At 44.7% G+C, this 22227-nt stretch carries 14 protein-coding genes; all 14 read right to left on the bottom strand.

Translation table 11 applies throughout. The features are described from left to right. Positions 1 to 39: 39 nt before the first annotated feature. The 14 genes from C0033_RS07025 to C0033_RS07090 all read right to left on the bottom strand — a co-directional run bounded on the left by C0033_RS07025 (position 40) and on the right by C0033_RS07090 (position 22224). Positions 40 to 2754: a bifunctional diguanylate cyclase/phosphodiesterase gene (locus C0033_RS07025; RefSeq protein WP_103227166.1), complete on the bottom strand. Its 2715-nt coding sequence runs from the start codon at positions 2752 to 2754 to the stop codon at positions 40 to 42. An 8-nt stretch (positions 2755 to 2762) separates the two neighbouring features. Next, positions 2763 to 4316: a sensor domain-containing diguanylate cyclase gene (locus tag C0033_RS07030; protein WP_103227167.1), complete on the bottom strand. Its 1554-nt coding sequence runs from the start codon at positions 4314 to 4316 to the stop codon at positions 2763 to 2765. Positions 4317 to 4381: 65 nt separating this feature from the next. Next, positions 4382 to 5854 (bottom strand): GntR family transcriptional regulator, encoded by a 1473-nt coding sequence (locus tag C0033_RS07035; RefSeq protein WP_103227282.1) that lies wholly within the window; start codon positions 5852 to 5854, stop codon positions 4382 to 4384. Positions 5855 to 5872: 18 nt separating this feature from the next. Further along, entirely contained in the window at positions 5873 to 8482 is a 2610-nt protein-coding gene (locus C0033_RS07040; protein ID WP_242984436.1) for an ATP-binding protein, read from the bottom strand. A 32-nt stretch (positions 8483 to 8514) separates the two neighbouring features. Next, the gene (locus C0033_RS07045; protein ID WP_103227168.1) at positions 8515 to 10458 is read right to left on the bottom strand and encodes an extracellular solute-binding protein; all 1944 of its coding nucleotides are present in this window, start codon (positions 10456 to 10458) and stop codon (positions 8515 to 8517) included. Positions 10459 to 10753: 295 nt separating this feature from the next. Next, a complete protein-coding gene (locus tag C0033_RS07050) occupies positions 10754 to 11479 on the bottom strand; it encodes a hypothetical protein (RefSeq protein WP_103227169.1) in 726 nt (241 codons plus the stop codon). Between the two features lie 44 nt (positions 11480 to 11523). Beyond that, positions 11524 to 12681 carry a DnaB-like helicase C-terminal domain-containing protein gene (locus C0033_RS07055; RefSeq protein ID WP_180994602.1) on the bottom strand — a complete coding sequence of 386 codons (1158 nt, stop codon included), beginning with the start codon at positions 12679 to 12681 and terminating at the stop codon, positions 11524 to 11526. A gap of 278 nt (positions 12682 to 12959) precedes the next feature. Continuing rightward, on the bottom strand, positions 12960 to 13682 hold the full coding sequence (locus tag C0033_RS07060) for a RibD family protein (protein WP_103227171.1): 723 nt from the start codon (positions 13680 to 13682) through the stop codon (positions 12960 to 12962). A 3-nt stretch (positions 13683 to 13685) separates the two neighbouring features. Beyond that, complete coding sequence (locus tag C0033_RS07065; protein ID WP_103227172.1) at positions 13686 to 14165, bottom strand: flavodoxin; 480 nt, start codon at positions 14163 to 14165, stop codon at positions 13686 to 13688. 464 nt (positions 14166 to 14629) lie between these two features. After that, on the bottom strand, positions 14630 to 17197 hold the full coding sequence (locus C0033_RS07070; protein ID WP_103227173.1) for an ATP-binding protein: 2568 nt from the start codon (positions 17195 to 17197) through the stop codon (positions 14630 to 14632). Between the two features lie 45 nt (positions 17198 to 17242). After that, on the bottom strand, positions 17243 to 18478 hold the full coding sequence (locus tag C0033_RS07075; protein WP_103227174.1) for an ABC transporter substrate-binding protein: 1236 nt from the start codon (positions 18476 to 18478) through the stop codon (positions 17243 to 17245). Between the two features lie 303 nt (positions 18479 to 18781). Beyond that, complete coding sequence (locus C0033_RS07080) at positions 18782 to 19600, bottom strand: alpha/beta hydrolase (RefSeq protein ID WP_103227175.1); 819 nt, start codon at positions 19598 to 19600, stop codon at positions 18782 to 18784. 53 nt (positions 19601 to 19653) lie between these two features. Continuing rightward, positions 19654 to 20961 (bottom strand): 2-hydroxycarboxylate transporter family protein, encoded by a 1308-nt coding sequence (locus tag C0033_RS07085; RefSeq protein ID WP_103227176.1) that lies wholly within the window; start codon positions 20959 to 20961, stop codon positions 19654 to 19656. Between the two features lie 321 nt (positions 20962 to 21282). Next, the gene (locus C0033_RS07090; RefSeq protein ID WP_103227177.1) at positions 21283 to 22224 is read right to left on the bottom strand and encodes a LysR family transcriptional regulator; all 942 of its coding nucleotides are present in this window, start codon (positions 22222 to 22224) and stop codon (positions 21283 to 21285) included. Positions 22225 to 22227: the final 3 nt, after the last annotated feature.

Genomic DNA, 22227 nt, shown 5'->3' on the forward strand with positions numbered 1-22227 from the left:
TCCTGACGGCATTTTTATTTATGGTCCGTATCGATATTTTTACTTCTTGTATCCGTTCAAATAACGGATTAATTGCTCTCCCGACATAGGCCGGGCATAATAATAGCCTTGTATGTACTGCACGCCGGAGGAAGAGATTAACTTCTGTTCCTCTTCGTTTTCAACTCCCTCGGCAACCACTGTCAGATCATTGACCGACGACATTTCCACAATGGATTTTAACAAAGCGTACTGCTTTTTGTTGGTCAGGATCTGTTGTGTCAGGGAACGGTCAATCTTAATTACGTCCACCGGAAGGTTAGACAGATAGTTCAGGCTGCTGTAGCCCACTCCAAAATCATCCAGAGCGATGTTAATTCCCGCGTCCCTAAGATGTTTTAACGTCTCGGCCGCATGGTCAATGGACTGGATGAGAATGCTTTCAGTGATCTCCAGGGTGATCCGGTGAGGATCGACGCCGGCTTCACGAATCAGCTGCAGCAGATGTTCTGCGCTGTTTCCAACCAGCAGCTGCTGTACGGAAAGGTTGATTCCCATGCGCTGAATTCCCAGCGAATCTCCGTATTTCTGCATAAAGGTACAGGCCTGAGTCAGCACATAATCTCCCAGCACTTCCACTCTTCCGTTGCGTTCAGCCAGCGATATGACCTGGCCTGCTGAGAAATAGCAGCCGTTTCCCTTTGGAAGGCGGACCAGGGCCTCAGCAGCTTTAAAGCAGCCTGTTTCAAGGTGCATCAGGGGCTGATACCATACTTCTAAGGTCTTTTGCTGGATTGCGTCATTCAGCCGGAGTAAAATATCGGATTCGGTGCGCACCAGCTCATCCAGCGAAGCATCATAGATGACCGTATTTCTACCGGATGATTTTGAAAAACTCATCGCCGACTGGAGACGTTCAAGCAAAATTCCGGGCGTATCGCCGTATGCCGGATACTGACAGGCCACAATACGAACCTGCAGCGGAATGACCTGGCTGCCTACCATAACGGGGATCGTAAGGATTTGCTGGAGGCGTTCCGCAAAGACCTCCAGCCTCTCTTTTATCAGGGAAACACCCAGAAATACATCGCCGTTAATACGGTATAAGTAGGAACCAAACGGCCTGGACAGCCTTCTTAACATCTCATGAAGAATCTCATCCCCCACATCGGCGTTGAACAATTCATTATACTGACTGAAGCTGCAAATGTCGACGCAGAACAGGCTGAATGGTCTTTTCGGATCATAGGAAATCAGCATATCCGTATCCCGGAAATATTTGGGCCGGTTGCCCACATTGAATACCGGATCGAAGTAAGCCAGCTGTTCCACCTTTTTGCGGTATCGGTTGAAGGTCTTGGACAGTTCCGTCATCTCGAAATCCGTATATTCATCAAAGATTACATCATTGTTCCCTTCAATGAGCTGTTCGCATTTCTCAATCATCATACGGATCGGGGATTCCTTCACCATATCATCATAGTAAGCATGAATCAGCGCTTCCATTTCCGCTTCCGCCCGGCCGCTTCCGGACTGACAGCGCACATACTTGTATCGTGCTAAAAGAAAACTCTTTTCGTTATTGATGCGGGCTTTCAGCATGAGTTCCAGGGACAGCCCTTTTGCAAACTCTCCCTGCTGAATTTCGCTCATTTCGTCGCGAACTGCAAGAATGAAGCTTCCCGCTCCCAGATAACCGGCCAGAAACGGGCTGTGTATATACTCGTCCAGGCGGTTGGGAATGCTCCTTAAAAATTCCATCTCCTGTTTGGAACCGATCATACGGGCCGCCTGACTGTAGCCTTCCATAGAGAAGTAAAACAGCATGACAGGGCCGCGTCCGGCTGAAAGCCATCGGTTCAGTTCATCCGTAAAACCTTTTTGATTGTAAAGGCCGGTAGCTTCATCCCTGGTTTTCAGCTGATTCACCACGGCCTCCCGCCGGTAATTCCGGTACGCCAGGCCGGCCAGTGACAGAAGGAGAACGGCAAATGCGGCATTCGCCAAGGCAAGCCCTCTTTCTTGTCTGGGGCTGAGCCAGCCGTCCGAAGGCTGAATGCTGAGATTCCATTGGCTCGGAAGATAGAATGTAGTTTTTTTAGCCTGGGAAAAGTCCACATTCTCTCTTGTTCTTGCGATTACTTCCTTGGCTCCGTTCTGCGGCTCCACTCTCCAGAGTTCATAATCATACCCTTGGACGAATAATTCATTTAGTCCCAGTTGATCTAATACATACGCCCCATCCAAAGCCACTACAACTTCGCCCAGATACGTCTCCCCATCCACGATGGGCTGCAGAAACAGGAATACTTCCTGCTGATCCGGATCAAAATCCATCACCTCCGGGCCTTCCACTACCAACCCTTTGACCACTTTTGCCAGCGTATATACATAGGAAAAATCCTGTAAATCCAGACCTGCCAGATCTCCATACTTCGTCTCAGGCCGGGCGCTCACCATGATATCCCCCTCAAACAGGCAGACAAAGCGCACCTCTTCCCTTGCTAAAAGCGGTTCGGACGCCTGTTCAAACCATCCGTTTCCGTTTTTTCCCATAACAAGGGCCGTCTGAGCCAGGGCATTTGCTTCATTCATGGTTCCCTGCAGCTGCAGCATGATTTTTTCATTATAATGGTATAATACGTTTTCGGCTTCTCTCTGCCGTATTCTTATCATTTCCTTATGCAGACTTATCCCAAACACTGCGACCGCAGTCAGAATAGACAGTACTGCAACGGCTAATAAGAGAATCTGCCGTCTGCTTTGCTTTTTCATTTTAATCCTCAATTGTGGTGGATATAATAGTATCCCTTTCCATTTTGTTTCACATGATAGAGCGCCTCATCCGCATCGGAGATCATCTGCTCTAAATCCATTCCCGGCTGGTATACGGATACGCCGATGCTGCACTGTACCGGTATATTCTGGCCTCCTGAAGGAATCTTGGATTGGAGACGGAGAATCAGTCCGTCCAGTACGTCGCGCAGCTCCTTTTGGTCGTCCAGACTGGTCAGAAGCATTAAGAACTCGTCTCCGCCATACCGGCCTACCACGCCGTCATACTTCTTTTCATATTCCCTGAGAATATAAGCCACGCTTTTCAGCGCGATATCTCCGCCGTCATGACCGCAGGTATCATTGATATATTTAAGATTATCCATATCCACGAAGAACAAGGCCTTAATCATCTTATGATCTGCTTTTTTCAGCTGCGCTTCCGCTTTGTTGAGAAATACGGAGCGGGTGACCACACCGGTCAGACTGTCGGACAGGCCGTCGCTGGTTAAGCGGAGGATCTCTTTAAAGTCCACATTTTCCGGGCGTTCGTTCTGGTAAATTCTTCTCTCCAATTCTCCCATGGACTGTACCAGAGTGTCCACTACCACCATCTGTTTGGCTATGTAATTCCGCACTAATAAAATCAGGCTAATGCAGGCCAGAGCCGTCAGACAGGCTACAAGCACCATATACGGTAATACCTGGGAAAATGCATTTTCAAATTTAACCGTACACATAATATCCCAATTGGTGTTGTCCACCCGCTGATATGCCGTATAGCAGAAACTTCCATTATGAATGCTCCAGTAAGCCCCCGGCTTGGCTGCGAGAAGCAGCTCTTCCAGCTTATCCGGCGTAACACCAAATAATCTGTCATCCCTCAGCGTATCCATCACGGAATCTCCGTAGGACATTCCTGTAGTAGAAGACATGACCTGCCCCTTTGAACCCAGCAGGGTGGCGTCAGCCTTCAAATGCCCCACCGAATCCTCCAGGATCTTCACGGTTTCGTCAAAGTAAATGGCGCAGAAAAGAGAGCCCGTAATCGTTCCCTGACGGTCAATCAAAGGAACTGCCACCGTGTAATTCAGCGTCGTACCATCCGCTCCCGCTGCAAAACTATCTGTGACCTGGCGCTGACCGGAAGAATACAGGCGCTGCATATAATCCCTGCTGGCCAGGCTGGCCGGTTCCTCACCGTCCGAATAGACGATGATATTCTCATCCACATAACAGATCATCATAAATCCGAAATAAGGGCTTAACTGATCCAGCCTTTTTACCTTATCTATAGGAGGGAGCTTGGGATCATAGAAATCCGGGAAGCTTGCCAATGCTTCCAACAGGTTAATTGCCTCATCCACACGCTGTGATATCTGCACCTGACTGCTGTACAGGGAAAGCTCCGCATCCAATTTCATCCGCCGAACGGAGAGCAATCCGCCGCCAAACAGGAGGAATGCAGCAACAATCGCACAAAATACCGCGCTGTAACGTAAAATTGGGGCAAAAGAGATCTCCCACTGACCACATTGTTTCTTTTTCCTGTTCTGTTTCATATCACTTTACAGCTCTCCTTCTTGGTTATTTCAATTTTCATAAACGTTCCCTTCCTCCGAAAACTCTATCTCCACAATGACGTTCCGTCATAGACGCCTGCCGCGGCCTCATAGTATCCCAAACGCCGGCATTCTTCCTCTACCAGGCGGGAGATATTCTCAAACAGCCGGACGGTTTTACCGGGAAATGCCTTGTGATCTCCTTTCAGCAGCGTCTCTACCGCATCTTCGCACTGTTCATGGATTTCACAGTTCACAGACGTCTTTTGTATGTTAAGAAGGCCCGGAATGCTTCGTCCGATCCGCAGATTCTTTTGGAGAATCGCATAGACAGCTTCTAAAGCGTCAATCCCTATATGTCCGGCAATAAAATCCAGCAAAATGGCCGGTGACCGTTCATACAGATAATCCTCATTCCACAAACGGCCGATCTGCGCTTTCAGCTCCTGTAGTTCCGGTATGGTAATGTGAGCGGCCGCACAGGCTGATGCGCCTTCGATGGTCAGAGCGATCAGCTCCAGCGAATCCAGATAACGCCGCACATGGCATGCAATCAAATGGGGCGGTACCTGAATGGTTCCGATGCCGTTCTTATCCATCTCCACAAAAATACCGTTTCCCCGGACGGTTTTCACAACACCCCATTCCTGGAGTATCTGTACCGCTTTAATCGTGGTATCGACGCTGACGCCGTAGATTTCCTGGAGTTCTTTATGTGTGGGAAGCTGGTCTCCCCGTTTATAGCGGCCGGCCGCTATCAGTCCCACGATATCCATATAGACAGCGGAATACCTCACTTCATCTCTCTCAAGCAGCTTCTCCATCTGCTTCCTGCCCAGAATCACGGCGGAATCGGGAGACACATCGAAAGAGGGACGGCTTCCTTCCGTTAGACCGTACATCCCCGTCATGTCGTCGAATTGAACGTTTTCCGTCTTGCCTCCCGTTTCAAGAAGTTTCATAAACTCCTGAAGCTGCCCGTAATATCTGGCACGGGATTTTATATCGTCTTTTAACGGCGTTAAATCGGAAAGTCCCAGGCTGTCTACCACCTGCATCGTCAGGGCATTTTCATTCCTGGCCACAAAAAAACGTAAAAACTGTTTGGACAGTTTCCAAAATTCCGGCGGATTCTCCACATTCATATGATCCAGGATTTTCCGTGGAATTTCTAAGTCTTCCTGTTTGCAGAGCGAAATTCCGTTTTTAATCACCGGATAGCACAGCAGAGCGCCTGTTTTCAACACATCGTTTGTGATATCCGTATCGATTTTCTTTAAAGCAAGGGTTGTCGCAAGATGGCCCTTGTTCACAGAAGCGGCTACAACAGGACGTTTCCTCTGCGACGTTTCAATAAATCCCTTTTCCTCCAGCATCGCCAAAGCCCGGCGGATTGTTTTTTCCGAGGTGGCGAACTCCCGGCACAAATCGGCGCGGGAAGGAAGGCTGGAACCCGCAGGATACAGACCGCTTTCGATTTTATTTTTCAAAATCCGGAAAATCCGTTCGTACATAGTCATATCATATTTCAAGCTCATCTTTGCCAATCCCGTTTCTCATCGTCTGTTTCCGGCATCTGAGCCGCCGGTCCGCTCTTCTTTTTTCCCCTGCCCATTCAAGACCTCTGTATAGGCAGTATAGATATCATTCATAACAAATGGTTTTGCAATATGGGCATTCATGCCGCTGTCCAGACATTTCTGAACATCTTCACTGAACGAATTAGCTGTCATGGCGATGATCACCGCTGTTTCTGCATCGGAGCGCCTGAGCGAGCGGATGGCCCGCGTTGCGGCGTAACCGTCCATAACCGGCATCTGTACATCCATCAGTATCAGATCATAAAAGCCTTCCGGCGCTTCCGTAAACCGTGCAACCGCCTCCTGACCGTTTTGAGCCGTGGCAACAATTGCTCCCGCATCCTGCAGCAGGGCGGCGGCAATGTCCAGATTGATTTCATTATCCTCCACAACCAAAACCTGCGCATGATCCAATACGGTAGATATCTTTTCCTTCTTTTGACTTGTTTTTTGTTCCGTCAGTTCCTCCATCAGCGCTGCAATACCCGAATGGAATACAGGCCGGCGCAGAGTCGCATCGGCGCCGCAGAGAGCTGCCGCGTCATCCAGTTCGTCCTGATCCTGCCCGGTCAGAATGATCTTCAGGCCGTCCTTTTGGGCCATTCTACGGATATCCTCCGTCAGACGTTTTATGTCCGGTGAAAAATCCCATTTTATAAAACATAATTCATATGGATGGCCGCTTTCCGTAGCTTGTCGTACAAGGCTCAGAGCCGCTTCTTCATCGGATGCGCAGTCAACCTGAAACTTCTCATTCTCCAGCAGCACCGCAAGATGTGTTTCCAATTCTAAAATTTGATTCACAATCAGAACCGGCTGGCCGCATCCGCAGCGTTTTCCGTGATCCGCCGCATTATCCTGTACATAGCCGAATGGCAGATCGACAGTAAATACGCTTCCCTCCCCCAGTTTACTGGAAACGGTAACGGAACCTCCCATCATCTCCGCAAAATTCTTCGTAATGGGCAAGCCCAGACCGGTTCCGCCATATTGGCGGGCGGTTCCGCTGGTTTCCTGGGTAAAGGCTTCAAAAATGCGTTCATAATTCTCCGGCGCAATCCCCCGTCCCGTATCTTCCACGGTAAAACGAATCCAGATGTGCTCCTCATCACGCCCCAGTTCTTCCACGATCAGGCTGACACGCCCCTTATCCGGCGTAAATTTTAAGGCGTTTGAAAGCAGATTGGTAAGAATCTGGTTCAAACGAAGGGAATCGCCCACCAAAAACTCTTCAATCTCACCATGAAGGAAAATCTGATAATCGATCTGCTTTTGCTTCGCCTGTACGTAGAATACGGTAGTCAAAGTCCGTAAAATCCGTCCCAGATCAAATTGTTCCGGATGAAGCTCGATCTTCCCGCTTTCGATCTTGGACATGTCCAGTATGTCGTTTATCAGGGAAAGCAGGTGGGCGGAGGACAGAGTGATCTTATCCAAACAATTGCGCATCCGATCCGGCTCTCCGATATGGTTCTTTCCAAGCTCCACCATGCCCATAATGCCGTTTAAAGGAGTGCGGATTTCATGGGACATCTGGGACAGAAAATCACTTTTCGCCCTGCTGGCGGCCTCTGCCCTCTCCTTTTCCAAAAGCAGCAGTCTGCTGCTGCGCTTTTCACTGTGCCTCAGCAGCAAAAAGAAAGTAAAGACCGTGATTAGAATAACTAAAAATATTCCCACGCATACGGTGATCATAAATTTGCTCAGATATGCAATCTGTTTGTTCACCATTTCATATGCCATGCTGGTAACCAGATACCAATCCGTCTCTTCTATGGGCACATAATAAAGATACTCATGGTGATTTCCCACCGTCAGCAGCGTCATTCCGCTTTGCCCGGCATCGATTGCGGCGCGGAAAGACTTTAAGTCATAGTCCTTGTCAAAAACCGCCTGCTGCTCATAGATTGAGAACAGATTGGAGCCGTATAAAATGTCCTCCGAAAAGGCGCTTTTAATCACAAAATCTCCGTTTCTTGTGACGATATTGGTGTGGGAATTGGTTTCTTTCACACCGTCCAGCCCCAGCTTTAATCCGATATCAGAGGTATGGATTCCAATGATTACGGCAACCAATTGTTCCTCATTAAACGGCACAGGGGTCATGGATGTGCCCAGCAGAATCGTTTCACTTTCCCAGATCGTTTCATTGATGGAAATCAGCTTTGCCGAGTCCGACAGCAATTTGTCAAGACCTGATATTTTTGACATAGCCGGAACCGAGCCCTCGGGAGAATAGGCAATTCCTCCGTCGCTGATAACAGCGATGTGCGAAAAGTCATTATCCGACTGGACGCGGGATAAAAATTGCTGCAGGCTTTCCTCATCCTTTAAATCATCTTCCGATATCGCATTGGCAATCGTGCGCACCTGGGAAAACTGGCTGTCCAGATTCGTTTTGAAATGACTGCTGACCTGTGCGGCCATCTCCTGTAAGTAGACCTCACTGATATTGGTCACTGTGCGTTCCGATTCTTTTTGATACACAGCGGCCGCAAACACGCAGAGGACGGCCACCATTAAAAGCAGAACGGAGACAAAAATTATCATTCTGTGCTCTTTATTCTTTTTATTGTGACGATTCAATGGTATTCATCCTTTCTGCCTGGTATTTTTCTCTATTCCTCCAGGGCCAAATCGCGGATTCTGCCTTCCAGCCCCACTTCTGTGGCATTTTCCCTATGATTCTCAAAATAAAGCGCTATGGCATCGCGGTAAAGCAGACCCGTTTCTTTTACCAGCTTAACTCTGCCCTTTGGAATGGCGTCATCATAGTAATTGAGCATCGTATATCCGTCACCATTGCCTTCGGCATAGCTTTCTATTCCGGCCATATAATTGGTCACCGCCACCTGAAAGGACGCGTTTAAATCCAGATCCGTGCCATCCGGCAAAGTTACGCTCATAAGTCTGCTTCCGGCCGGTTTGCTGCTGTCAAATGTATAATGAATCCCCGAGACCTGCAAAAACCGCCCCCCGGGGAATTCACCGGTACAGGTGGATACGCTGTTTTCCAGCATATCCCACAGGGTTTGCCCGTCCATTTCCAGAACGATGATCCGGTTTTCATATGGGCATACCACAGCGATATCTCCGCCATAGACCACGCCCTGATAAAAGCTGGCCCGGATTCCTCCGCCGTTGACCACTGCCACAGGGGCTCCTGATGCTTCGGCCACGCAGTCCGCTATAAAATTGCCGATCTCGGTTTCACACCGCCGGACGTTGAAATTTTCCATCAGCATGTCATGGTTTATCTTTCCGATGACCGTGAAATCATACGCCAATTCATCCGTTCCCTCAAGATAAAACCGGTCGATCGCCTGTAAGGCATCATCCACCGAACATTTTTCACTCATAATATTTCTGACGTAACCGCCCAGATATTCCACGGTTTTACTTGGAAACATAACATTATAAATATATCCTGACTTCACATATTCTTCTACACCGGTGGGGATCAAATCCTCCCGCTGCGGATAATTACGCAGACAGGACATGCCTGCGCCCATATCTTCAATCAGTGCATCCTGTCCGTCGGACGTGGACAGCAGTTCCAATATCCGTTTACAGGCGTCCTGCTTTTCTTCGCTGATTGCATTATTGATGCCCATAAGAGCTGAAGGAGCGAACAAAAACCAGGGCTGGTTCCCTTCACTGCTGAGCATTGGAAGCATTCTGTATGTATACGTTTCCGCTTCGCCTTCCTCTGCCGCTTTCCTGTTGCCGGCAACACATTCATAATACAGTGTGGAATCTCCAAAAGCTGCTGCCAGGGTTCCCTTGCTCATGCGCTGACTGCAGAGAATGGAATTGCGCTGGCGGGCAATGGCAGCCGGATCCATAACACCTGTTTCTACAAAGGAATCCGACAGCGAAAAGCACCGTTCCCAAGTACCAGAAAAATATGCTTTTTTCTCTTTAAAATCGGACAGCCATTTAACGCCCTCCACCGTTCCCAAAAAATCAGGAACCATGCATCCGACATAAAACATTCCTACCGATGTATTGTAATCGCTCATAATTGAAAAATTCGTGTTATCTTCCCCCAAGCCCAATCCTTTTTTCTTTAATTCAGAAAACGCCGCTGTCAGTTCATCATTATTGGAGGGCAAAGGCAGTCCGGCCTGTTCAAACAACGTTTCATTGACCACATACCCGCTGTAAACGCCGGGAAGCGGGATCAGATATGTTTTCCCCTCCAGCTTTAAAGCGTTCATAATGGTACCGTCATATGCCGTACTGGCCTTCGTGTCGCTGAGATCCAACAAATACTTTTGTACCAGATTAGAATCAGGCTGCGGCGAAATCACCAGATCCGGGCCCACTCCCCGGTCCAGGCGCCGAAGCTGTTCACTGGGATAAGGCGATATCTCAGCCTGAAGATCAATATCATCATAGGTGGATTCTACCAGTTCCTCCACCTTCTTAAAGTTATTGGAATAGAGAATTCTAATCACAGTCTTTTCTTCCGGCGCCGGCCTGCCGCAGCCCGCCAAGGCTGAGAGCAGCGCGGCAGCGCTTAACAGACCTGCAATTCTTCTGGATGTACTGAGTTTCATATCGCCCCTTCTTTCTTGGTACCTTATCCAGATTATTATAAAGCAAAACGCCCTGCTTTGCAACCAAAAACGGGGCGTCCGAAACGCAATCGTTTCGGGACGCCCCTTATCGCTTGATCTGTATTCTTTTATAGGAGTCTGCCGACATGGTAAAGGAAGCATTGCACGGCAGATTATAATTCATATCAATCCGCTAATTCCAAACGCACAGAGCATTCTCCTCCATTATCAGACAGGAATACTCCTCGTCCAGTTCTCTTCAAGTAAATTAGAATCCGGATTTATAATGGTATGACTATCTGCTTTCAGCCGCATGGCTTTTATAAAAATTGAGAAACTCATCACGGTTTTTATCAAAGAGTGTTTCCAGCTCATATGACAGTATAAACGGATCATAATTGCTGAACACATTCGGTATGTACCGGTAAATCTTTTCCGCTATATTCTGAACATGCTCGATATCGACACCAACCACGCGGAAGATCTTCTTTTCCGTAAATACCAGCAGCTGAACCCGGAAAGATCCTCCTTTATGGCCGACCTGTGCACAGATCCAGTAAATTTTATTACGGGGAATTGCCGTTATCTTAGTTCCAGGGCCGCAAAGCAGCAGATAAGAAGGGGTCAGAACAACCTTCTCCCCAGACGGTTTCTTGCCTTCTGCAAACGTATCGATGTATTCCTCTACTAAAATCTTTCCCTCTGATGCTTCCTGGTCAATTATATTTCCCACGGTCTCCTTTGAAGCTTCCTCATAAGGGAGTACCAGATTTCTGCCGTTGGCAGCCGACTGCTTTGATTTAAACAATCTCACCACTACCCCAAGCAGCATTACCACACAAACGATACCAATATAAGTAATCACCTGTCTGCCGGAAGGATCATTTACATCGATGGAATCCTTTAAAAGAAAATAAAGGACTGCAAGTATACAGATAAATGCAATTACCGCCCTGATAACTGTTTTTCCCGCAGCCTGGTTTGCCCGATTTGCCTCTTGTTCCAAATATCCTTGTTTCATACTCTTTCTCCTATTCCTTGTTTTTTACTGGAAATTAGCTCCCATTACTCATTTTTAATACCGGCATATACTCCGTTCACACAGCAAACTTCTTGTGTAAAGTTTTTACTATCGACCATATTTTTAACGACAATTATTTCCGTTGTGCTTTTCTCTGCCTGAGCACTATAAAAGGATTCTCTATGCATTAATTGGATATTATCCGCATATTTAAAAAGGCTGTCATATTCTAAATCAGTCAGAATCGGTCTATGATCCGTTCTATTAATAACTTGATTTTTTAAGATACAATATGACCCAATTATAGGAATTGAACATTTCAATGCAACGGCTCTGATACTTTTTAATACATAATCCATCTTGTCTTTGACATAATTACTTTTCTCATATTCGATCATTTGTAAATCGTCTATTAATATTAAATCCGCGTTGCTTTGCAAACTGCTGGTCATAATCTTTTCCAACTTCCAGTAGTCTTCATTTTTATTGTACATTAATAAATCTAAATTCATGAACTGTTTTATACAATCTATAAACGGATTCCACTCCTGTTCGTCCATTAGTTTCATAGCCAAGTTCTTTAACGGAATCCCACTGTCAATAGATATTATTCTCATAAACAGATTCTCTTCACTATCTTTTAGATTAATATACAAGACCTTCTTCCCCAGTCTTGCGTTGCGCAGTGCAATATTTAACATATAAGTAGTTTTTCCAATACCGCTTATTCCAGCGATCAATGTAAAGCTTTGTGGCAAAATTGGAACCCGATAGTCTATACCTTCTATTCCGGTAACGGCAATTCCGACATCAGATTGCGAAATGTAATATTCTACAATGTCTGCTGCCTTTATCACGTCATTCTTCTTCTTTTTCAGAAACTCCAATTGTCTATCATACTCCCATTCAAATTCCCTCCATTCAAATTCCGGAAAATTAGTATCAAATTTTCCTTCATCCTTAAACTGTATATTATATTTGGGGCGATATCGATTAATTAGTATTGCCTCATATGCCACCTCTTCTGACTCATACTCTATTTCAGTATATTCGACTTTCTCCGTTTCCAAATAGCATTCCTTTGGTAAATGTGTATTGTCCGTGAAATGTTCTTTTAATATTCTGCGCTTGATATCGTTTGTTCTACCAATATATAAAATATCATTATTTACATTTAAGAATCTGTATAAATAATATACCATATTTTCCTCTCTCCAAAGCATATTCTGTTTTCAATTTTACCACATCAACTCACATCTTACTATATAAAAAATGCCTATCAGGATTCATTATTCCTGATAGGCAATCTTTTTTAAATCAAGATTTATCAGCTTATAAGAACGGCTTTCAAGTCCGATTGATCTATTCTTAATGGCTCCTCCAAAATCTTCCAGTTTTTAGAACTAATGTGCCCTATCCTCTCGTTACTCAGCCTGTATATTCGGACATTCATACAAACTCAACTGTAATCCCTCTCATATTATTTGCTTTTTACCAGATAACGGAGCCATACGGCATCCCCTTCAAGAACATCGGCACTTTTCAAAGTAAAACCTACCGGTTCCTCTGTACTCAATCCGTCTTTTGCCTGAAACAGTGTCTGAGTCTCCGTAGAGCCGTCCGCACACGGGGCGATTACCAGGCTTATTTCATCACACATTCCAGCCTGGATAAAAGACCAATTCAGCACTCCGCCGCCGCCCAGCATCAGGGTTTCAATACCGAATAACTGTTTTAATTTGACCAATACCTCATTGTAATCCAGCGCATCTTTTCCCGCAATGATGTAGGAAATGCCCAGCTTGCGAAGAAATGCTTTATAAGCATTGGACGCCTTCTCAGTCAGCACCTCCAGCACATGAGCGGTGATATCAATATAAGTGAGTGTATTCGTCTCCCAGCCCAGCCTGCCGGACGGGTCAATGGAGACATAATACATAGACGCTTTTTTCGCAACAAAGTCCCCTTCCGGAACATCGGAAGCATTTTCATCCAAAGCAGGCTTGCGGTACATGGTAAAATTGTCATCTGTGGTCACACGTCCGGATAACCACCCCTGATGCTGATATTTTGGTTCTTTACCGAAAGCGATGTCATAAAATGCATCTCCAGCAGGGCCGGCCTCCGGCGCCTCCATGTAATTGCCCATGATTTTTCCATCCAACGATGTCATCATATGGCAAAAAATATATGGTCTCTCCATTATTTAATCCTCCTTAATCTGTTCTGCCCATCGGTCGATTTCTTCAGCTGCAGTCCGCATCTTGTCTTCTTCAAAATAAATATTTAGTCCCTTTTTTACATCCGCCCCAACGCAAGCCGCTTTAATATCCCGGAATGTATGGCCGATCCATCCTCCGTTTGTTGCAAACGGATAGACTGTTTTTCCGTTCCAGTCAACAGCGGAAAGGACAGTCTTTACTGCTGGAGCAAACGTATACCACCAAACGGGAGTTCCCAAAATTATAGTATCATAATTGTTCAAATCCTTATCCATCGGACGGATTGGGGGTTCAAAGCCCTCATCCACTTCGCGCTGGCCTTGACTGACAACCGAATTATATGACCCTGTATAGGGCGTTACGGTTAAAATTTCCTGCACATCACAGTCTAATATTTTTCGGATGTACTGTGCAACACGGTGTGTATTTCCTCCGTAAGAGTAATATAGCAGTAAGATTTTCATAGATGCCTCCTTTATTTAGCAGTAAATTTTTCGTAAATATCCGTACATTCTTCATTAGTAAACGGAACATTTGGTAACCTTTATGTGTCAGTTCTATTAGAGTATAGAACTTAAAGTTAAGTTTAAGTCAATACCAAACTTAAAATATTTATGTAAAATATTTACTAAAATGTATTAGTTAATTCTTGTTTCACCCTTTAAATTCGTGTTTGACGATTTTACTCTTACACGATTTGTGGTATGGTTTGATTGGTTAGTGGATTCCTCCATTGTAGGAGGATTATTTATGCCTTTCACGGATACCAAATTCCTGTTTTACTTGTTATTATAAAAACCATGCAAACAGGAAACAATCTTGTTTTCATGGTCTTTTAATAAGTAAAACTTATCTGAAATTGCTATAACTACCTAAAGGGAATAAAAAGCTGCCCCTTTAATTTCTTAAAGAAGCAGCCTGATATACATTACGTTACTGAAAACACTTCCCCCAGCACATCATAAAGCTTTGTCATATCTATAGGTTTTGTCACATGAGCGTTCATGCCGGCAGCCAGCGCTCTGTTTCTGTCCTCTGAAAATGCATTGGCGGTCAAAGCAATGATTGGAATTGTTTTCGCATCAGGGCGGTCCTGACTGCGTATTACGGCAGCCGCTTCATATCCGTTCATAACCGGCATCTGCACATCCATCAGAATAAGATCATAATATTCTGGAGATGATTCTTCCCATTTGTCCACAGCTTCCTGTCCGTTTCCCGCACTTTCCGTCAAAGCGCCTTCCATATGCAGAAGTTCTTCTAAAATCTCTTCGTTAATTTCATTATCCTCAACGATCAGCACTCTCTTTCCGGTAAAATCAAAGCGTTTCTTCTTATTGTCCTCCTGCTCGTTCTTATCTTCCTGGCTTTCCCAACCTTCCGCCAGCTCAAATTCCACATCTACTGTAAAAGTACTTCCTTTATCCAAGGCGCTTTCAACCGTTATAGTCCCTCCCATTAAATCCAGCATGCTTTTGGCAATGGCCATACCAAGGCCGGTTCCCTGTGTATAGCATCCTTCTTTTTCCTCCATTCTGGTAAAAGGCATAAAGATAGTTTTCAGGAACTCCTCAGTCATTCCCCTTCCGTTATCCTTTATCACAAATTGGTATCTGGCAAACCCTTCTTTGTCTGTCTCCAGCTCTGTTATAGAAAATAAAATTTGACCTTGTTCAGGCGTATATTTGACAGCATTTGACAAGATATTCACCAATATACGGCTGAGCCGGAATTCATCTCCTATGAGGATCTCATTTTTTATGCCGCGTTTCTCCATGTTAAATGAAAGTTTTTTTGATTTAAACTGTTCCTGAAACATGGATACAATGCCATCCAGCATATCGGATATTGAAAAAGCCTTATTGTCGAGCAGTACCTTTCCGCTTTCAATCCTTGACATATCAAGAATCTCATCAATCAGCGACAACAAATGCTTGGAAGAGTAGGAGATTTTTTTCATACAGCTTGTAACTTTTTCAGGATCTTTTGCATACCGCTCCGCAATAGCCGCCATGCCAAGGATGGCATTCATCGGCGTCCTGATATCGTGACTCATATTGGAAAGGAAATTACTTTTAGCTATATTGGCACTGTTGGCCGCAATAAGCGCCTGTTCTAAGTTTTCACGCTGTTCCCATTCCTTTGTCATATCAGAAAGATTGGCAATCCACACTTCCTCAGAGCTAAGATGGACAGGGTTTACCTGAAGGCGTATCCACCGCAGATTTCCCGTATTCCTGATCCTATGCCTGTGGATAGAACCCACAAATTCGCCCCGGCCATCCCAATCAATAAATTCATCTCTGATCCCGGCGATATCTTCCTCGCTCACAGTATCGCCTTCCGCAAACAACTGCTCCGCCTCCTGACGGCTCCATCCCATCACGCTTTCCAGATTAGGGCTTACATACTCCAGACAGCCTTTGGTCTTATTATACATCATATAGACTTCATTTCCCCTGTCGATCAAAAGGTTCAGCATCCGTTCACGATTATACACATCAGCATCCCTCTTTCTGTTCGCTGTCTGATTGAGCCGGAAAAATATAAATCCGCTTATGATAATGAGAAGTCCAATGATTGCAGCGCATGAAGTAAATACATTTCGGGAAAAACGATTCATATTTTCCCCAATAATATCTCCCCCAACAAAGAGAAGAAGCGTCCATTTTCCATTTTTCAGGGGATTATAGCCGATATATTCCTGATGTCCGTCTTTCGTATAAACAGTTACTCCACTGAAACCGCCGTCCATCGCCTCCTGAATTACTTCAGCACTCTGCCTTCCATCCTTTGATGCATATTCCAGGTAATTTAAAATGTTATAATCTTTAATCGCATTGTCAGACTGGGTATTAAACAGCCTGCTTCCATTCTGGTCAATAACATAACACATCCCCTTCTTTTCAAAGGCTGAAATAGTTAGTATATCTAAAATATTGTCCAGCTTATATTCAAGGGCTATAGCAGATATATTATCGGAATCTGCTTCTTTCTCATCCACCGGAATTGCAAAAAACAGCGTGGCATTGCCGTTAACATCCCTTCTCAGAAAAGAAACCTCTGTCCTGTCCCTTAAAAGAGCAATGGCATGATCCCTCGTTATTAACCTGCTCTTTTCCCCATATTCATCTCTGCAGTTGCCGGCATCATCGATAAGGTAAATATGGCTGAACTTCCATTCATTCACCAGATTTTGCAGATATTTTTGGATGTCTGCATCCGACATATGGGAAGAACCCAACTCATAATCAATCGTACGCAGCAGAGACCAGTTTTGTTCCAGCTTGGAATTTATATTATCACTTACCTGATGTGCGATTTCTAATAAATGGTATTCATTTTCCTTTCTGGCATTATCTTCCATATTCTTTAATAACATCGTCATCAAGAAAATAATACCCGATATGGCAAGCAACGCTCCAATCACTATGACGTTGCGTACGTGTTTATACTTATTATTACTGCTGCTCTTCTCTTTTTTCTTTTGCGTCATAAATTTTCCAACTTTTTCATTTGTATTGTAGTAGTATTTCTATGTTTATTCTGAACTGCTCATAAGATCATCCATCAATTCCAGCGCGCTTTCAGCAGACATATGATTTACCAACATTTCATCAACCGTGATTCTGGAATTTTCAAAAAATTCTTCCGAACCGAGGCGGATATATGTACGGTTTTTTTCCAGGTATCGCTGTACCATACTCATACTTCCGTCATATTCAAAAGAAATGTCCCTTTTATAAGAAATCAACCCATCCGTATATTGGTTCAGTACCTCCTGAGCCTGCGAAGAAGTCATAGCCATCAAAACCTTCCAGGCTGCTTTCTCCTTCTCACTGCTCTCTTCCACTCCTTTACTGACGGCCGCATTGAATGTGGGATACGTCAGCAGAAAGTCCTGATCCTCTCCAAAATACGGAAGTATTTCCAAATCTTTGCCGGGAAGAAGTTTGGAAATACTTTCACTGCTGATGTTAACCATGGCCTGTGTTCCCTCCATAAATCGTTCATAGGAACCCACATCATCGGAATACATGGTGTCTTTATCCAGGATTTTTAATGTATTAAGCCGCTCCATTTTCTCGAAAGCCGGCAGCCATACCTTAGAATCCAAGTGATTTGTCTTTCCTTCTTCATAATCTTTCCGCCAAACCATTCCGTCGACTGAAGACAAGCTTTCAATTCCCATTCCCTGTAAAAGATGCAGGGCATTATAGTCTAAGCTTAAATCAAGAGAATATCCCCTTATTCCGTGCTTTTCAAATTCCTGACAGGCCGAAATAAAACTTTCAAAATCACTTGGAACCGGAATATTGTACTGTTCAAACAGCTCTTTATTGGCTACTATTCCGTCAACCGTACCGGACATAGGAACCCAAAATACCTTTCCCTCTCTGGTTTTATAATTTTCAAGATAAATATCATAATAAGAAGATGCTATTTCAGTCCTGGTTAAATCCAGAAGATAGGGATTTAAGCTGAGAGAATCCTTCATTGAAAATTTACGAACCGTTATAATATCGGGCAGACTGTCCGTCTCTGAAAGCTGTTTATAATAATCCAGGTCCCTTTGCCCCTTGACCCATTTAATCGTCACATCCGGTACCAGGCTCTGCACTTGTTTTGTATAATTTTCATACACATCTAAATTCCAAAGCGCCACCTCAATCTCTGGTTTCCTGCTCTCACTGCATCCGCATATACCGGGCAGACCTGCAAAAACAGCCAGCGCAAAACCGCATCCAATCAAACGCTTTTTATTAATTATCTTCATTTTATCCTCATTGACAGCCTTTCGGCCATCTACTTTTCTGCTGTACTTGGTTACAAACTGTCTGAAAAACAACTATTTATATTATAAAGTATAATTGCTGACAGCACAACAAAAAGCCGAAAATATACAATATTTGCGTTAAATACAGTATAGAAACCGCTGTTTGTCCGGCAGAGGAACATAAAAAGACTGCTCCTTTAATTTCTTAAAAAAGCAGCCTGACATACATTATATTACCGGTAATACCTTCAGCCAAAAAGCGGCAGGTCTCCCCGCCGCTCTATTGCCTCTCAAAAATTTTCGTTAAATCCCGAGGAAGAAACGCTGAGCGGTTTGAATCCGTTCCTTTTCTCCGCCTATATGAGCGATACCCGGAAGAATTTTTAAATCAACACTCAAACCATAGTCTTCAAAATTCTTTTTCAAACTCTTCATCCGTTCCACGCGGCAGGTACCATAAGGCGAATCTCCGATAAACTCTGTGTCCCTCTCGCCTACCACAATCTGAACCGGAACTTTTTTCACAGCCTCCAAATCCACATCTTTTCCGAAATAATCCTTAAAATCCCGAACCCCCCAGAAATAATCCTCATCCGGATTGATAAAGGTCGGACGTCCCGGCGCCCCGATACATACGGCTTTCAGCCGTTCCGGATAAGCCAATAAAAACCGGTTGGTAAACTGCCCTCCTCCGGAATGTCCGAAGAGGAAAAAGCGTTCGCCCTCAATTCTCGGATAGCGCTTTTTCATGTCCTCGATCATGGCAAACAGGGCCAGATCATAGCGCGTTCCCCGGTCATTCAGCAATTTGTAACTGTTAAAATCATCCCGTTCTACCATTCCGCTCGGAAATAAGGGGGCCAGCACTGCCATATGATTAGCATCGGCCAATTCTTTCGCTTCATTTACATAAGCTTCCACTTCGCATCCGGTTCCATGAATTACCACCATCAGCTGATAGGAAGAATCCTCTTCCTCATTATAACTGTCCGGCACATGTACCCAATATGGAAAAGACGGGGCCTCCGGGCAATGCCACAGCATATTCAGATATGCGTTGCCAAACAAATTTTTTCTCATCTCCGGAGTCAGGTTTTGATCCAGTGAATTATTATTTATCATATCATTATCCTCCTAATCGCCAGCCACTTACCGCTGCTTTATTTAAGCATCTTTTATAAGAATCTTCCAAAGAAGAAGCTTGCTACCACCAACATGATAGCACCGCCGATACGGGAGGATATCTGTGCATATGACATCATCTCCATACGGTTTGCAGCTCCAAGACACTGCACATCTCCAGCGCCGCCTCCGTTTGCCATACACAATCCAGCTGTCAGCATTGCCTCCACCGGATACATATGGAATAGTTTTCCAACTGCAAACGTACCGATCATCGCGCCGATTACGGTTGCTACAATAATCAGGATGTAAGCAGGATTGGTAAATACTTTTACATAATCGCTAAGATTCGTTCCAATTCCTACGGTGATCATCAGCGGGAAGGACATAAATTTCACAAAAAACTGCTGCATTCCCTTGGCTCCTGCCTTTACATTGGCCGGAAGGATATCAGAGATGTTTAACGCTGCTATCAAAATTACCATAAACGCAAACGTATGGATTGAGAAACCGAGCTTCAGATGATTATTCACAATAGAAATATGTTTGGAATAAAGATCTGCAATACAAAAGCAAGTCAGTGCCAATGCTAAACCTGTAGCATAATCGGCAACTGTAGGTTTCGCTTCGGCCTGCTTCTCTGCCGTATTTTCCATACCTGGCATCAACTGGCCGTTACCGGTTAATTTGGGATTCATCTGCCCTACCTTATTTAACAAAGCACTCATAATAACTGCTACCAGATTGCCCAGACTCGTGATGGCAAATGCTGTCGCATACCAGGAGCTTCCGTCTCCGCCAGTCACTGCCTCCCACATCCGGCTCATAGGCTGAATACCTGCGCCGTTTCCGCCGCCCATGATTGGAATGGCATAGGTCGCAATGGCATCTACGGCCCCTACTCCGGTAATAGCGCCTACCAATCCCGCCATTCCTAAAGCACAGGCAACACCTGCGATGATGGCCGGTATATATCCTGCAAATGATTTAAGCAGCGCCTTTCTGTTTACCGAAAGAACCGATCCGGTAATCAAAACCAGAATGTACAGATCCAAAAATCCGGTCGATCCATTGAAGGTACTCAAAGCAGCTTTTGCTTCTTCTCCTACCAGATTAAACGTATTCATGGCTCCTGCTGCAAGGCAGGTAAATAACATTCCGCCGCCAAACCATGTTTTCCATACCGGAATATGGTCTCCCACCCATCCCAGCAAAGTTCCAACTACCAGAGCAAAAGCAAGGGCTCCAACCATGTTGGTAAGCATCCAGTCTGTCGAAGCTAGAAAAATCATGACCGCACTCAGAATCATAAACATCCAGAGCGGAAATCCAAGTATCTTTGTTTCTTTTAACTTTTCCATAGTTTCCTCCTGATTTTAAATAAATGCAGTTTGCGCATTGTATGCATTTTGAATGATTCACCGGTTGAATCTATGGTTGAATTATACAATATGATAAACAATATTTTCAACAGATCAGAAGGCTATGGCTATTCCATTTAATCTATTCAATTATAACCGTATATTTCCCAATGTTTATAGCACCTTGCACAAAAATAAGGATGCTTTTTTGACATAAAATTCAAATACTCTTTTTAATCTTATAAATCTTCCGCATTTTTTTCTATCTCTCCGATCATCTTTGCAAAAATAAAACATTGACTATTCCAATTCACTATAATCCTATTCTGATTTGTTATAAGACGTAAACTTCTGATCCACCATAAATCGCCAAAACATCTCTGCCGACTTTGATAAGATATGGCCTTTTTTCTTTGCAATAATCACATAACGGTACATATCTTCTCCTTTGACAGTGCAGATTACAGCGTCACCCAGATCCTGCTTTCCCGCAACGGTTGTCCGCGGAAATAAGGAGATTCCACCGCCAGCACAAGTGATCGAGCATCGTGTATCTACAAGATCTACCCGGAAATAGTGCTGAGGCGTAATCTTGTACTTCTTAAAAAAGGAATTTTCGGCGTGATACAGGCTGTGATCAGGAGTCGAAAGGATATACGTCAGTTCCGTATTTTGGAAGCGTTCCGGTTCGATCTCCACAGGTTTATTTACTCCATTGTTTTCAATATCTTTTCCCTCCAGCAGCTTACTGTTTCGAGGAACCAGTAGAATGAGCGGATCTTCCTCCAAAGGCATATATTCCAGCCTGCCTGAAATTACCGGATCGGTGTAAACCGCCAATTCCACTTCCTCATTTTCCAGCGCCTCCTCACACCGTTCTGCACTGGCAAACAGATATTCCGGACTGATATTGGGATAGGCATTTAAAAACAATACAGTGTAATCACCCACATATTTACCGCCTCGATTGGAAGTTGCAACCTTCAAATGCATCTTTTCCACGCCTGCCTGCTGAAATAACCGTGCATTCATCTCCTCTTCCATTTTTAAATAATGTGCCGCATATTCTAAAAAAATCTCACCTGACGGAGTCGGGGTAACCGAAGACGGAGTTCTGTTGAACAACGTGATTCCCAAACTATCTTCCAATTTGCGAAGATGTTTTGTCAAAGCCGGCTGAGAGATAAATAGTTTTCTTGCCGCCGCCGAAATACTCCTGCATTCCGCCACAGCTACAACATAACGATAAATATTGGTATCCATGAA

This window comes from Clostridium sp. chh4-2, from assembly GCF_002899675.1.
In the GTDB taxonomy this organism is placed as follows: domain Bacteria; phylum Bacillota; class Clostridia; order Lachnospirales; family Lachnospiraceae; genus CHH4-2.